At 32.8% G+C, this 13,011-nt stretch carries 13 protein-coding genes; 9 read left to right on the top strand and 4 right to left on the bottom strand.

Going from position 1 to position 13,011, the window contains the following annotated elements:
* Positions 1 to 16: 16 nt before the first annotated feature.
* Positions 17 to 982 carry a GlxA family transcriptional regulator gene (locus FLAPXU55_RS09730; protein WP_180857500.1) on the bottom strand — a complete coding sequence of 322 codons (966 nt, stop codon included), beginning with the start codon at positions 980 to 982 and terminating at the stop codon, positions 17 to 19.
* A 143-nt stretch (positions 983 to 1,125) separates the two neighbouring features.
* Here FLAPXU55_RS09730 and FLAPXU55_RS09725 point away from each other — a divergent pair, with 143 nt between their 5' ends.
* From FLAPXU55_RS09725 to serB, 7 genes are all read left to right on the top strand, one after another.
* Positions 1,126 to 1,536, top strand: coding sequence for a VOC family protein (locus tag FLAPXU55_RS09725; protein WP_180857499.1), 411 nt, complete (start codon positions 1,126 to 1,128; stop codon positions 1,534 to 1,536).
* Between the two features lie 21 nt (positions 1,537 to 1,557).
* A complete protein-coding gene (locus FLAPXU55_RS09720; RefSeq protein WP_180857498.1) occupies positions 1,558 to 1,965 on the top strand; it encodes an SRPBCC domain-containing protein in 408 nt (135 codons plus the stop codon).
* A 24-nt stretch (positions 1,966 to 1,989) separates the two neighbouring features.
* Positions 1,990 to 2,394: an SRPBCC family protein gene (locus FLAPXU55_RS09715; RefSeq protein ID WP_180857497.1), complete on the top strand. Its 405-nt coding sequence runs from the start codon at positions 1,990 to 1,992 to the stop codon at positions 2,392 to 2,394.
* Positions 2,395 to 2,510: 116 nt separating this feature from the next.
* The gene (locus FLAPXU55_RS09710) at positions 2,511 to 2,918 is read left to right on the top strand and encodes a VOC family protein (RefSeq protein WP_053471608.1); all 408 of its coding nucleotides are present in this window, start codon (positions 2,511 to 2,513) and stop codon (positions 2,916 to 2,918) included.
* 2 nt (positions 2,919 to 2,920) lie between these two features.
* A complete protein-coding gene (locus FLAPXU55_RS09705; RefSeq protein ID WP_180857496.1) occupies positions 2,921 to 3,364 on the top strand; it encodes an SRPBCC family protein in 444 nt (147 codons plus the stop codon).
* A 139-nt stretch (positions 3,365 to 3,503) separates the two neighbouring features.
* Positions 3,504 to 3,941 carry a VOC family protein gene (locus tag FLAPXU55_RS09700; RefSeq protein WP_180857495.1) on the top strand — a complete coding sequence of 146 codons (438 nt, stop codon included), beginning with the start codon at positions 3,504 to 3,506 and terminating at the stop codon, positions 3,939 to 3,941.
* Positions 3,942 to 4,099: 158 nt separating this feature from the next.
* Positions 4,100 to 5,329: a phosphoserine phosphatase SerB gene (gene serB, locus FLAPXU55_RS09695; protein ID WP_053471675.1), complete on the top strand. Its 1,230-nt coding sequence runs from the start codon at positions 4,100 to 4,102 to the stop codon at positions 5,327 to 5,329.
* 257 nt (positions 5,330 to 5,586) lie between these two features.
* On the opposite strand, the gene FLAPXU55_RS09690 is transcribed toward serB, so the two are convergent.
* Together FLAPXU55_RS09690 and FLAPXU55_RS09685 are read right to left on the bottom strand one after the other, a co-directional pair.
* The gene (locus FLAPXU55_RS09690) at positions 5,587 to 6,423 is read right to left on the bottom strand and encodes a DUF6602 domain-containing protein (protein ID WP_180857494.1); all 837 of its coding nucleotides are present in this window, start codon (positions 6,421 to 6,423) and stop codon (positions 5,587 to 5,589) included.
* 40 nt (positions 6,424 to 6,463) lie between these two features.
* Positions 6,464 to 7,972: a GH3 auxin-responsive promoter family protein gene (locus FLAPXU55_RS09685; RefSeq protein ID WP_180857493.1), complete on the bottom strand. Its 1,509-nt coding sequence runs from the start codon at positions 7,970 to 7,972 to the stop codon at positions 6,464 to 6,466.
* Between the two features lie 220 nt (positions 7,973 to 8,192).
* Here FLAPXU55_RS09685 and FLAPXU55_RS09680 point away from each other — a divergent pair, with 220 nt between their 5' ends.
* Positions 8,193 to 8,987, top strand: a complete 795-nt coding sequence (locus FLAPXU55_RS09680; protein WP_180857492.1) for a DUF2797 domain-containing protein — start codon at positions 8,193 to 8,195, stop codon at positions 8,985 to 8,987.
* A gap of 284 nt (positions 8,988 to 9,271) precedes the next feature.
* Positions 9,272 to 10,324, top strand: a complete 1,053-nt coding sequence (locus FLAPXU55_RS09675) for a glycosyltransferase family 9 protein (RefSeq protein ID WP_180857491.1) — start codon at positions 9,272 to 9,274, stop codon at positions 10,322 to 10,324.
* A gap of 76 nt (positions 10,325 to 10,400) precedes the next feature.
* Here the strand turns inward: FLAPXU55_RS09675 and FLAPXU55_RS09670 are convergent, their stop codons facing one another.
* A complete protein-coding gene (locus FLAPXU55_RS09670) occupies positions 10,401 to 13,001 on the bottom strand; it encodes an AsmA family protein (RefSeq protein ID WP_180857490.1) in 2,601 nt (866 codons plus the stop codon).
* Between the last annotated feature and the right edge of the window lie 10 nt (positions 13,002 to 13,011).

The raw sequence follows: 13,011 nt of genomic DNA, 5'->3' as shown, positions 1-13,011 counted from the left end.
ATTTCTGCTTCTAAAACTACTGAACCCTAAACTTCTCCCGATATTCAATAGGTTTCATGCCCACCATTTTATAAAACACTTTTCTAAAAGCTTTTGGATCGTTATATCCTGTTTTTTCAATAATTTCTGAAATCGAAAGCTGCGTTTGTTCCAAATATTTTTTTGAACTTTCAACTCTAATATTCTGCAGATATTCAATTGGCGGAATTCCTGTAACTTGTTTAAAACGGCGTGTCATGTTTCTGGCACTTGTTGGAATATCTTTGGTAATTTCTTCCAGTTTTTCTATGCTATGATATTGGCTTTCAATTTTTTGCTGTAACATCGCAACTAAAGTATCATTATGCAAATGATTCGGTCTAAACGTGCTGAAATAACTTTGTTTGTATCGGTTTAAATCAATCGAGAAAATCTTGGCAATTTGCACTGCAATTTCATTTCCGCAATATTTTTGAACCAAAAGAATCAATAAATGAAACGTTGAGGTAGATCCGCCGCTCGTATACAAACTTCCGTCAGCTGTTAGAGTTTCTTCAGGTTTTAATTTCACCATTGGAAAAGCTTTTGTAAAAGCACTGCAAGCGTCGACATGAGTTGTTGCCAGTTTTTCATTTAATAATCCCGAAGCAGCAAACAAAAATGCTCCCGTACAAAAACTTGCTAATTCAGCCCCTGCCTGATGTTGCTTTTGCAGCCACGGAATAAATTTTTTATTCTTCGCAATCATTTCACTCATATTATCCGTAGTAAAAGCCGGAATCAAAATGAGTTCTAAAAGGATATCAGAATTCTCGATCGTATTAACTTCATATCCAAACAAACGTTCCTGATTGATTTGTTCTGCCAATTGAAAAACCATAATTTCAAATGGTTTATCAGCTGTCGGACTTAATTTATTTGCCGTTTCAAAAACTTCTAAAATTGCGGCTATACTTAATAATTTATAGTCGTGAGGAACGATTAAACCTACTTTCTTGCTCATGATTTTGTGGTTTTTTGGAAGATTAGCTTTATAACAAAAGTAATAAAATTGTCTTAAATGCCCCTAAAGTTGACTTTTAATGTATCGCAAAGGATATTCTAAAATTCTAAATTTGTTTTAAATAAATTGTAACTTTATATATTATGGAAACGAAAATGTATTTAAATCTGGCTGTAAAAGAGCTGGATAAAGCGATAAAATTTTTTAATGAATTGGGTTTTCCTACGAATCCGAAATTTACAAATGAAAAAGGAGCTTGTATAATTATTGGTGAAAATATTAATTTAATGATTTTGGCAGAAGAGTTTTATCAGACTTTTACAGATAAGAAAATCTGCGATTCTCATACAACCAGCGAAGCGCTTATTTCTATTTCTTTAGGATCAAGAAAAGAAGTTGATGAAATGATTGAAAAAGCAGTTAAAGCTGGCGGGACTGATTATAGAAAAGCACAAGATTATGGATGGATGTACCAAAAAACTTTTCTGGATTTAGACGGACATCATTGGGAAGTTTTCTATATGGATGAAAGTCAGATTCCGGATCAGATGTAATTAATTTAAAATTTGACCAAAATGATTACAGTTCAAAATACAATTAATGCATCTATAGATAAAGTCTGGGATTTCTGGATTTCTCCAAAACATATTCAAAAATGGAATTATGCTTTTGAGGAATGGCATACGCCTTATGCAGAAAATGATTTACAGGTAAATGGCAAATTTAAATATGAAATGGCTGCTAAAGATAAAAGCGCAGGTTTTGATTTTGAAGGAGAATATACCCAAATAGAAAAATTTCGATTAATAGCATATAAACTTTTGGATAACAGAACCGGAAGTATTCATTTTGAAGAACAAGGCAAAAAGGTAAAAATCACAGAAGTATTTGAACCAAACAAAGAAGATTCTGAAAGTATGCAGAAGCAATGGTGTCAGAACGTAATTGACAATTTTAAAAAATACGTTGAAAGTGTTGAATAAGTATAATTTTTAAATATATAAATAATGATAACAGTACAGAATACAATTAACGCATCAATAAACAAAGTTTGGGATTTTTGGACATTACCGGAACATATTACAAAATGGAGTTTTGCTTCTCCGGACTGGCACACGCCTTATGCCGAAAATGATGTAAAGCAGGGCGGAAAATTCAAATCAACAATGGCCGCAAAAGATGGAAGCATGAGTTTTGATTTTGAAGGAGAATATACTTTCGTAGAACCAAACAAAACCATAAAATACGTTATGGTCGACGGAAGAAAAGTTGAAATTACCTTCAAAGAAACTTTAGATGGCGTAGAAGTAACGGAAAGTTTCGACCCGGAAACTCAAAATCCAGAAGAAATGCAGCGCGGAGGATGGCAGGCAATTTTGGACAACTTTAAAAATTATGTAGAGAATAATTGATGCTTTATTAGGTACAAAGGTTCAAAGCAGCAAAGGCTCAAAGTAAAAAATCTTAGCATCTTAGAAACTCAGAACCTTAGCAACTTTAAAAAAATGTTTAACGAAAATATCAAAGAATGACGAAACAAATATGGTTAAATCTGCCTGTAAAAAGCGTGGCAAAAGCAAAAGATTTTTTCTGGAAAATAGGCTTCTCTTTTAATGAGCAGCACGATACACCAAGTTCAACCTGCATGGTTGTAGGTGAATCACATTTTGTAGTAATGCTGTTTGAAGAATCACTTTTTGAAGGTTTTTCGCAAAACAAAATAACCGATACAAAAGCAAGTTCTGAAATTTTGATTTCAATTGATGCCGAAAGTAAAGAAGAAGTTGATGAACTGGCTCAAAAAGTTCAGGATGCGGGAGGAACTATTTTTTCTTCTCCAGCAGAAAGTCAGGGATGGATGTACGGCTTTGGTTTTGCCGATATAGACGGACATCGCTGGAATGTTTTATTTATGGATTTTACTAAACTATCTTAATTATGGAAACGTTAGAATTTAAAATTAGAATTAAAGCCCCGGCTCAAAAAGTTTGGGATGTTTTATGGGAGGATGAAACCTATAGAAAATGGACAAGTGTTTTTTGCGAAGGATCTCATACCATAAGTACTTGGAACGAAGGAGATAAAATACATTTCATGACGCCAACCGGAGAAGGAATGTATAGTATAATTGAAACAAAAACGCCAAACGAGTATATGGCTTTTAAGCATATAGGCGAAATAAAAGATTTTAAAGAACAGCCTCTCAATGAAGAAACAAAAAAATGGAGCGGCGCAATGGAAACTTATCGATTAATTCCAGATGGTGAATTTACAGATTTGATTGCTCGTAACGATTCGGGTGAAAAATATGTCGATTATTTCAAAGATGTTTTTCCTAGAGGTTTAGAAGTTGTCAAAGAACTTTCAGAAGAAGGGAAATAGAAGAAAGATTATAGAGTAAAGAAAAAAGATTATAGAGTAAAGAAGAAAGATTATAGAAGAAAGAGAATAGAAACAAACAAAAAACAAAGAGAAGACATTAAAAATTTATAATTAACAACTCACAATTAAAAAAAATATCATGGCAACAGTAAACCCTTATTTATTATTTAACGGAAATTGCGAAGAAGCATTTCTATTTTACAAATCTGTTTTTGGCGGAGAATTTCCTTATATCGGAAAATTTAAAGAAATGCCAAAAGAAGAAGGCTGTGACGAAGTTTCAGCAGAAGATGCAGAAAGAATTATGCATGTTTCGCTGCCAATTGGAAATACAATTTTAATGGGAAGCGACAGTTCTACAAGATTTGGCGATTTGCCTTTTGGAGAAAATTTTTCAGTTTCAATTAATACAGATAGCACAGAAGAAGCAGACCGAATTTTTAACGGACTTTCGGCTGGTGGTAAAATCGAAATGCCTTTAAATAAAACATTTTGGGGCGCTTATTTCGGAATGTTCAAAGATAAATTCGGTATAAACTGGATGGTAAACTTTGACGAAAATATGCAAAACAAATAATTAAAAAGTTACGTTATTCTAATAGCGGAGCATAATTGTTAAATTACTCAGGAAAGCGCATGAATATGCGCTTTTTCTTTGCAAAAAAAACAAGGATTATTCTTTTTTATCACCAAGAGATTGCCGATTTTTGTCGCTCGTTAAATAATAAAGATAAAATGGCAATAGAAGATAAAGAGATTATTTTATTAAAAGTTTCAGGACACGATAAAATAGGGGTGACAGCAGGTTTAACAGCTGTATTGGCGGCGTACGATGCTAATATTTTAGATATTGGTCAGGCCGACATTCATGACACATTATCTTTAGGTATTTTGTTTGAAATCGAAGCGGGTTCATCTTCAGGACCAGTTTTAAAAGATTTGCTGTTTAAAGCTTATGAATTAGAAATTAAGGTAAAGTTTATTCCAATTTCTATCGAAGATTACGAAAAATGGGTAAAATCACAATCTAAGCAGCGATACATAATCAATATTTTAGGTGAAAAACTAGCAGCTTCCCAATTAGCAGCAGTTACTAAAATAATGTCAGATCAAAATTTAAATATCGATTCAATTATACGTTTAACAGGAAGAACTTCAATTGTAGAAAAAGAGGAATATCCACGTTCATGTATCCAGTTATCTGTAACGGGCGAAATTGTAAATAAAATTGTCATGACGGCAAGTTTTATGGAAATTTCAAGAACCTTAAACGTTGATATTTCTTTTCAGGAAGATAATATTTACAGAAGAAACCGTCGTTTGGTTTGCTTCGATATGGACTCTACTTTAATCCAAACCGAAGTTATTGACGAATTGGCAGAACTAAATGGAGTAGGCGCGCAGGTAAGAGCCATTACAGAATCGGCGATGAATGGTGAAATTGATTTCAACGAAAGTTTCAAACAACGCATGGCTTTGTTGGAAGGTTTGAGCGAAGACGTTTTGCAAAATGTTGCCAAAAACTTGCCAATTACACAAGGAGCGCATCGTTTAATGAAAGCCTTAAAATATTACGGATATAAAACCGCAATTCTTTCTGGAGGATTTACTTATTTTGGAGATTATCTTCAAAAAGAATTGGGTATCGATTATGTTCACGCGAACCAATTAGAAATTAAAGACGGTAAATTAACCGGAAAATATCTTGGCGATATCGTAGACGGACAAAAGAAAGCCGAATACCTAAAAGCAATCGCCGAAAAAGAAGGAATTCACATTAACCAGACTATTGCAGTTGGCGACGGAGCAAACGATTTACCAATGCTAAACTTAGCTGGTTTAGGAATCGCTTTCCACGCAAAACCAAAAGTAAAAGAAAGTGCTTCAACCTCAATTTCAAGTTTAGGACTTGATGGTGTTTTATATCTTTTAGGTTATCACGACAGATATATCGATATGATGTAATAACTATTGTCACCCTGAGCGAAGTCGAAGGGCTTTCATGTCGAAAAGGGCTTCGACTTCGCTCAGCCTGACAATTGAAATAAAAATAAAAAACCTTAGATCTTCAATAAAGACTAAGGTTTTTTTATGGGCATGTCCCTCCGGGTCGGGCTATACATTACAATCTTTTGTGTCTCGTTAAAGAAACGAGACACAAAAGGATTTCCACTTCTATCCCTCATGCGACTCAGTGGAATTATATGTTTGAAGGTTTTAAACTAATTTTGATCCAAGTTAATGCCTTGGGTAAAATTAATATAATTGGAAATTTCTGGATAATAAATACTTGCTGATGATGTTCCCAGAAAAATATACGAACTTGCAATATGAAAATGGGTATTTAAATTTGTATTAGGTTTAGTAAATCTATTCTTTAATTGGTTTACTAATACAGGATACATGAGTGATTTTCCAATGTTGTCAAAGTAGGATAATATACCGTCTTCAACGCTTAATATCAAATTATGCTTGTGTCTTGGTAATATATCTTGATTATAATAAGTATCGATTTCATTTGTCAAATTATCTAGGTTAAAGTTTAATTTGTTACAAATCAGAACTGAAAAAATATTGTCGTATGGGTATGTAGGATCAAATTTTCCAACAGCCTCTCGTCTAATACTTGTAGGTGAAGACATTTTTTCTTTTAACTTTTTGTTATTTGCTAATTTATTCAATGCCGTTTTTAATTCGGTTTTTGATAAATCGGATTTAACTTCTATTATTCCTACAACAGTTTCGACTGGATAAAATCTTTGTTTTTCACTATTCTCTATCAAAGGAGTGCTATTTCGATCGTAAATAATTATATCGATTTGTGTGCTTACATCTCCTGTATCAGTAATTATGAAACCACTTCCTAATTCAAGTCTCATAGGTATTATAGACCTCAGATATTCTTTACAAATTTGTTCCCTATGAGTTCCAAATTCACCTGGATGTATAAGTCTTTTTAAGGTTTCATCATAAAATATGCTTTTTGATGATTCTTTAAAAGCATATTTAAACAAATCAATTTTCTCTTCAAGTATTGTAGTGAAAATTCTATTACCCATATATTTTTTAGTTTGTTATATAATACCGTTTTTTATGTAGTTACATCTCCTTCAACTGCTCCAAATAATCTCTCTGATTCGAAAGTCTAGGAATTTTATGCTGACCACCCAATTTATCTCTTTCTTTCAACCAATCATAAAATAAATTTTCTCTGGCAACATTAATCACCAAAGGATTTAAAGTCATATTGTTGTAACGTTTCGCTTCGTAATCAGAATTTAAAGTTTGCAGGGTTTCGTCCAGAACTTTTTGGAAAAGACCAACGTCGGCTGGTTTTTGTTTGAATTCGATCATCCATTCGTGAGCACCTTTTTCTTTGTCCTGCATAAAAATAGGAGCAACCGTATAATCGATAACTTCTGTTTGAGTAATTTCGCAGGCTTTCGCAATGGCCTGATCCGTGTTTTCGACCATTAATTCTTCTCCAAAAACATTAATATGATGTTTGGTTCTTCCCGTAACTCTAATTCGATAAGGATTCAATGAAGTAAAACGAACCGTATCGCCAATTAAATAACGCCATAAACCAGAATTTGTCGTAATAACAATGGCGTAGTTTTTATTCAATTCAACATCGGCCAAACGAATCACTTTTTGATCTGCAGTTCCAAAAGTTTCCATCGGAATAAATTCATAGAAAATTCCGTAATCCAGCATCAGCAATAGATCACTTGAATTGTTTAAATCCTGAATCGCAAAAAAACCTTCAGAAGCATTATAGATTTCGTAGTATTTAAAATCTTTGCTTGGTAAAATTTTCTTGTATTGTTCTTTATAAGGAGAGAAACTCACACCGCCGTGAAAATAAACTTCAAGGTTTGGCCAAAGTTCCAATAAACTTTGTTTGCCCGTATTTTCCAGAACTTTATTCATTAAAACCAGCATCCACGAAGGAACTCCTGCAAAACTGGTTACATTTTCATTTTTGGTTTCATTAATAATCGCCGCGATTTTAGTTTCCCATTCGCTCATTAACGAAGTTTTACTGCTTGGCGTACTGCTGAACTCGGCCCAAATTGGCATATTTTCAATTAAAATTGCCGACAAATCGCCAAAAAAAGTATTGTTGTTTTCGTAAATCTGGGAACTTCCGCCCAAGCGTAAACTCTTTCCCAAAAACAATTCAGAATCCTCATTATTATTCAAATACAAACAAAGTAAATCCTTGCTTCCTTTATAATGACAATCTTCAAGAGCTTCGTTACTTACCGGGATAAATTTACTTTTAGCATTTGTAGTACCGCTCGATTTGGCAAACCATTTAATAGGTGATTCCCAAAAAACGCCCTGCTCGCCCTGACGTGTACGTTCAATCAAAGGCTGTAGTTCTTCATAACTCGCAATGGGAACTCTCTCTGCAAAAGTCTGATAAGAGTTTATCGATTCAAAATCATATTTTTTTCCAATAACGGTATTTTCAGATGCCAATAATAAATTATGCAAAAGTTCTTCCTGAACTTCATTTGGGTATTTTAAAAAAAGTTCGATTTGATGTATCCTTTGTTTGAGGACCCAGGAAGCGAAAGAATTTATTATGGATAAAGGCATGAGTGTTTTTTAGGTTTTAGATTGCTGATTTTAAATTTAGGTTTTACGATTCATGTAAATCGGAACTTAAAATTTGAATATCAAGCAACAAATAGTAACTTTGTCATTGTATCAAAAATAGTGTTTTTTTGTAATAAAAACCACTACTTATAAACTAAAGATTAACTCAAAAAATAAGAGCAGTCTAAAATCTAATATCTAAAATCTACAATTAATCCTAATGACATATCAAGGCGTACTTACAAAAATGCAGACTGAATTTGGAAACCCAATTCAATATTATTTAGTTTTCGAAGATAGTTTCTTGAATGTGAATCAATTATTAGATAAAGAAATTGAAATTAGTTTTGCAGGTTTTCAATGTTTGAATTGTCAAAAGAAGAAAAAGATTTTTAGACAAGGTTTTTGTTATGACTGTTTTTACTCAAGCCCCGCTGTAGGTGACTGGATTATGAGACCTGAATTGAGTACTGCACATTTAGGAATTGCAGATCGTGATTTAGAATACGAGCAAAAAGCGCAATTGCAGCCACATGTTGTTTACTTAGCTTTATCGAGCGAAATAAAAGTAGGGGTAACGCGCAAAAGTCAGGTTCCAACACGCTGGATCGATCAGGGAGCGACACAGGCTATTGCAATTGTTGAGGTTCCCAACCGTTATTTAGCAGGAATTACCGAGGTAGCGTTAAAAGATCATTATGCAGATAAAACAAACTGGCGAAAAATGCTGCAGTGTACAGCAGAAGGATGCGACTTAATTTTTGAGAAGTCAAAAGTCGAAAACCTAATCCCGGCAGAAGTTAAGGAATACTTTTACAGTCAGAAAAATGATTTATACGAACTAAATTATCCGGTTTTAAATTATCCGGCAAAAGTAGCAAGTTTGAATTTAGATAAAACGCCAGCTTTTCAGGGAAAACTTGTGGGAATCAAAGGCCAGTATTTAATTTTTGAAAATGGGACAGTTTTTAACATACGTGGTTCAGAAGGTTATGTTGTAAATATTAACGTCTAGTATTTTCTATTCTCTGTCGATTCTTAACGACTAATGGTCTATTGTTTGTCATTTGTTTTGTTAATTGTTGTAATTTTATTTCATTGGAAGGTCCAAAAATGGGAATAATTATAGATTTTATTACAATTTTGTAATAATTGCTTATTATTAGAATTTATTTTTGAGCAAAAAAAGAGGCTAAATTTGGAAACATTTAAAAAGGGTGTTTTAAACAATTTATGCTTCATTTTTTAGCTAAAATGTTTTTTGCTGTTTCCAAAAATAATCTCGAAATAAATACCACAATGAGTAGCTTAAAAAAAGTTAGCATTAACAAAGTCAGGCGTAACCTAATGCGCATATTAACCAAAAATATTGGTAGTGCAAACATTAGTAAAGGCGGAACTATTGATAAAAGCAAAATTAAAAAAGTACTAATCTGCAGGCCAAACGGCAGACTTGGAAATATGCTTTTAGTTACACCGCTTATTCAGGAAGTCTCTGCCGTGTTTCCGGGTGTAAAAATCGATTTGTTTGTAAAAGGGACACTGGCCCCAATTGTTTTTGAAAAGTATGATAATGTCGATAAAATAATCGATCTCCCTAAAAAACCTTTCAAAGACTTAGTCAAATATTTTAAAGTCTGGACTTTAATAAAAAAACAGAATTACGATCTTGTAATAAATGTTGATCAAAATTCTTCTTCGGGCCGCTTAGCCGTTCAATTCTCAAATGCTAAATATAAATTTTTTGGAGACCTTCCTGAAAATGTGCAGTCCAATTATGATGATCATGAGCATATTGCAAAATATCCCGTTTATAATTTAAGATATTTTTTAAGTCAATTTGGTATAGAAGATAAAAAAGAACCAGTACCGCTTTTGGATTTAAAATTAACTCAGGAAGAAATTGCAAAAGGAAAAGAAATTCTCAATAACATTATTGATGAACAGAAAAAAACAATCGCAATTTTTACGTTTGCAACAGGAGAAAAATGTTATTGTGTTTCGTGGTGGGAAGAGTTTTATGCTGCTTTAAAAAACGAATATCCAGATTATAATATTTTCGAAGTTTTGCCTGTAGAAAATGTTTCTCAAATTGATTTTCAGGCGCCTTCATTCTACAGTAAGGATATTCGTGAAATAGGTTCCGTATTAGCAAATGTAGATGTTTTTATAGGTGCAGATAGTGGAATTATGCATTTGTCAAGTGCTTCAAAAGCTCCAACTGCTGGTTTATTTTCAATTTCAAGTTTAAAAAAATATCAGCCATACGGAAATAACAGCGTAGGAATTGATACCAACCAATTAACAGTTCCGGATTATATTAATGCCATAAATAAGATATTGAATCAATAAATTCAAATCAGATTGCTATAAAAAGAAACTGCTCCCGAAATTACTTTCGGGAGCAGTTTTTTATTTTGACTAAAACTTATTTTTTCTTCTTGAAAAGCCCGTTGAGTAAGTCCGTTGCTTTTTTAGTAGTTTCCTGAGTTTTTTGTTCTTTCTCCGTTTTTGCAGCCTGAGTTGTGTCTTTCGCTTTTGTGTTTTTATTAATTAAATCAGTTAAAGCAGAAGCGCCTTTTTGAGTCAGTTTTTCTTTTTGCTGATTTGCTACTTGCGATGCTAAACTAGTAACGGCACTTTTCATATCTGTAGTAATTTTTGGATTTGAAAAGTTTCCTCCAATAACAGCATTGATCGGAATATTTTCCAGTTTCGCCGCATCTGCCGGAGACAATTTAGAAAGAAAAGCATTTGCTTCGCTTCCTAAATATTTAGCAGGAACATCAAATTTTAAATTGTAATTCATAGTCTGGTCAAAACCGTGAGTTCCGCCAACTGTTACTTTAATATCCTGATATTTAATATCGAAAGGTTTTACGTTTACTTTTCCGTTTTCAAAAGTTAAGGCAGCTTTAATATCATTCAAATTCAGTTTATTCATATCAATGAATTTAATGTTTGAAGTCAATGAATTTAATACCGTAGAATTTTTAGCATTTATCGTTGTAGAAAGTAATTGACCAATTAAATCCCCAGAAATAGATTTTAAATCAGGAGTTAATTCCTTATCATCTAAATTTCCGTTTAATTTAATAGTCGAATTTAATTTACCATTGATAATTCCGGCAATTGGCGCAATTTTTTTCATCATGTCTAACTGCGTAAAAGTCTGCGCAATATCAACCTGATTGAAACCTAAATTCATATCAAACGTTGGCACTTTTGCTTTTGTCGAAACTGATCCTGTCAAACCAATTGTTCCGCCAAAAATGGACGTTTTAAAGTTCTCTAAAAGTGCTTTTTCATCTTTAATAATCAATTTTCCGGAAACATCCTTCAGTTTTAAATTGTCATATAAAACAGTTGTAGCTTTTGCATTTAAAGTACAGTTTAGGAAAGCTGGGATTTTCATCGCTTCCGCTGGTTTAGCAGGCGTTTTTTCCTCTGTTTTAGCAGGTTCTCCAGAAGTCATGAAATCATCAACAGCCAGTTGATTAGAGCTCATATTGAAGTTTCCTTTAAGTTCTTGTTTCTTAAACATAAAACCGTAGAAATTTTCTAAAACTCCGTTGATGGCAATATCACTTTTTCCTGTTGTAGCATTAAATTGTTTCAGGTTGATTGTGCTTGGATTAAATTCAACCAAAGCCGTGCTTATATTCATTGATTTATTGTTTTCATCAGTATATTTAAATCCTGATAAACTCATAGTTCCGGCATTTTTGATGTTTTGATATTGGCTTTTCTCAACAGATGCCATATCAAAATTGGTAGTAACATCAGCTTTTAAAATACCTGCCAAAAGTTTATCCATTTTAATTGGGTACGCTTTTGAAAGATTCGCTAAATTGATAGTTCCTTTTAAAGCCGCATTTACAAGCGGATTAACAGTAATGTTTCTAACATTTGCTTTAGCGCTAAAAACATCCTGATCTATTCTAAAAGATAGTTTGTCTAAGTTTACATAAGTGTCGTTTAGAATTCCGGTTTCATTGATAATTTTAGTATCAATTACAATATTCTGAACTGATTTTGGTAAGTTCGGATATTGAAACGATGCATTGTTTGAAGCAATTGCAATGTTAAATGCAGGAACTGTTGTGTCTGTTAATTTTCCTTTTGCAAAACCAACAACTGTAAAGTCTCCGGTTGTTTTTACGCCGTCAAGACTTGATGCGTAAGCAGAAGGAATTAATCCTAAGAAATTGGTAAACGACGAAGTTGGCGTTTTAAATTTTAAGTCATAAATCTGACCTTCTTTAACCATTTGAATAAATCCGTCAAACTCTAACGGCAATTGGTTAATTAAAGCTTTATTTTCTTTAAAAGTATATTTACTTTGCTCTAAATCAATTCCTAAAATCGCATCTAAAGTCAGTTTTATATTTTTCATATAATTAACTTTATCCATATCTAAAGATACGTTTGCTGTAGTTTTTGTATTTAAATCCAGTTTTGAATTGGTAAAATCTCCAGTTCCTTCGTGATTTAAACTATCAATAACCATTTTAATTTTTGAACCCTGATCAATATATCTAAAGGTAAAGTTCTCGATTTTATAGTTTTGGATTTTTAAAGAAAGCGGACTGCTTTTTTCATCCGTTTTGTCTTCTTTTTTGTCTTTTAAGGCAATATCAAAGTTTCCAACACCATCTTTATTAAAGATAATATTGATTAAACCGTTTTCAGATGTAATTCCCTGAATGTTTAAAGGTTCGTCTTTTCCTTTAAAAAGCTCTTTAATGCTCATATTAAGGTTTAATTGTCCTAATGATACCAAAGTATCTCCTTCAAAAGGTGCTTTGTTGATAATCACCAGTTTTTCGATTCCAACCGCAGCATTCGGGAAATTTTTAAATAAGCTTAAATCAGCATCGGCAAAACTCACTTTTGCATCAACACTTTCGTTGATGGCTTCGGCAATTTTTGCTTTGATCTGGTCTTTAAAGAAATACGGAATGGCAAATAGAGCGGCCACAAAAACCACTAGAACAATGGCAGTTACTTTTAAAATTTTCTTTAACATATTTATAGAT

It is taken from the genome of Flavobacterium panici (assembly GCF_903819335.1).
GTDB lineage: Bacteria > Bacteroidota > Bacteroidia > Flavobacteriales > Flavobacteriaceae > Flavobacterium > Flavobacterium panici.
Note: the sequence above shows the minus strand (reverse complement) of the source record. Positions and strands in the feature narration are given on the sequence as shown.

Bases quoted from the DNA above. Each gene is read 5' to 3' on its own strand.
- serB (WP_053471675.1), top strand. From the start codon at position 4,100: ATGGCAATAGAAGATAAAGAGATTATTTTATTAAAAGTTTCAGGACAC.
- FLAPXU55_RS09710 (WP_053471608.1), top strand. From the start codon at position 2,511: ATGACGAAACAAATATGGTTAAATCTGCCTGTAAAAAGCGTGGCAAAA.
- FLAPXU55_RS09725 (WP_180857499.1), top strand. From the start codon at position 1,126: ATGGAAACGAAAATGTATTTAAATCTGGCTGTAAAAGAGCTGGATAAA.
- FLAPXU55_RS09675 (WP_180857491.1), top strand. From the start codon at position 9,272: ATGAGTAGCTTAAAAAAAGTTAGCATTAACAAAGTCAGGCGTAACCTA.
- FLAPXU55_RS09730 (WP_180857500.1), bottom strand. From the start codon at position 982: ATGAGCAAGAAAGTAGGTTTAATCGTTCCTCACGACTATAAATTATTA.
- FLAPXU55_RS09720 (WP_180857498.1), top strand. From the start codon at position 1,558: ATGATTACAGTTCAAAATACAATTAATGCATCTATAGATAAAGTCTGG.
- FLAPXU55_RS09715 (WP_180857497.1), top strand. From the start codon at position 1,990: ATGATAACAGTACAGAATACAATTAACGCATCAATAAACAAAGTTTGG.
- FLAPXU55_RS09705 (WP_180857496.1), top strand. From the start codon at position 2,921: ATGGAAACGTTAGAATTTAAAATTAGAATTAAAGCCCCGGCTCAAAAA.
- FLAPXU55_RS09685 (WP_180857493.1), bottom strand. From the start codon at position 7,972: ATGCCTTTATCCATAATAAATTCTTTCGCTTCCTGGGTCCTCAAACAA.
- FLAPXU55_RS09670 (WP_180857490.1), bottom strand. From the start codon at position 13,001: ATGTTAAAGAAAATTTTAAAAGTAACTGCCATTGTTCTAGTGGTTTTT.
- FLAPXU55_RS09680 (WP_180857492.1), top strand. From the start codon at position 8,193: ATGACATATCAAGGCGTACTTACAAAAATGCAGACTGAATTTGGAAAC.
- FLAPXU55_RS09690 (WP_180857494.1), bottom strand. From the start codon at position 6,423: ATGGGTAATAGAATTTTCACTACAATACTTGAAGAGAAAATTGATTTG.
- FLAPXU55_RS09700 (WP_180857495.1), top strand. From the start codon at position 3,504: ATGGCAACAGTAAACCCTTATTTATTATTTAACGGAAATTGCGAAGAA.